This window comes from Pseudomonas sp. NPDC098747 (assembly GCF_044760045.1).
GTDB lineage: Bacteria > Pseudomonadota > Gammaproteobacteria > Pseudomonadales > Pseudomonadaceae > Aquipseudomonas.
The window spans coordinates 119,578-120,254 of record NZ_JBIWAL010000013.1; the positions used below are offsets into that span (position 1 = coordinate 119,578).

Consider the following 677-nt stretch of genomic DNA (forward strand, 5'->3'; position numbering starts at 1 on the left):
CACCAACGCATCAACGTCACCTTCAAACCCGCCACCGGCGGTGCTCAGGAAGAGATTGAACTGCCGCTGAAACTGCTGGCAATCGGTGACTACACCCACCGCAAGGACGAGCGCAAGATCGAAGATCGCAAGCCGATCAGCATCGACAAGATGACCTTCGACGAAGTGCTGGCCAAGCAAGAGCTTAGCCTGACGATGAACGTGCCGAACCGTCTGCAGGAAGAAGGCAGCACTGAAGAGTTGGGCGTGCAACTGCGCGTCAATTCGATGAAGGACTTCAACCCGGCCAGCCTGGTCGAGCAAGTGCCTGAGCTGAAAAAGCTGATGGAACTGCGTGACGCGCTGGTGGCCCTCAAAGGCCCGCTGGGTAACGCACCTGCTTTCCGTAAAGCCATCGAAGGCGTGCTCGCCGACGACGAATCCCGCGGTCGCGTACTCGGTGAGCTGGGCCTGAACGCCGCAGCCACCGACGCCTGAACCCAGCAGCCAAGGAAGCCAACACAATGAGCACTAGCGCAGCACAAGAGAAAGGCGCCGCCAGCGGCGAGTACAGCATTCTCGACAGCATCATCGCCGAAACCCGCCTGACGCCGGACGACGAAGCCTACGACATCGCCAAGCGCGGTGTGTCGGCTTTCATCGAAGAGCTGCTCAAGCCGCAGAACAACGGTGAGCCG

General features: G+C 60.1%; 1 protein-coding gene and 1 pseudogene. Both read left to right on the forward strand.

Going from position 1 to position 677, the window contains the following annotated elements; all coding sequences use genetic code 11:
• Positions 1-477 (forward strand): type VI secretion system contractile sheath small subunit (gene tssB / locus ACIQVE_RS11380; RefSeq protein WP_402807958.1); only part of this gene is annotated, 477 nt, incomplete at its 5' end.
• Between the two features lie 26 nt (positions 478-503).
• Positions 504-677 (forward strand): annotated as a pseudogene (locus ACIQVE_RS11385) (type VI secretion system contractile sheath large subunit); the annotation flags it as partial.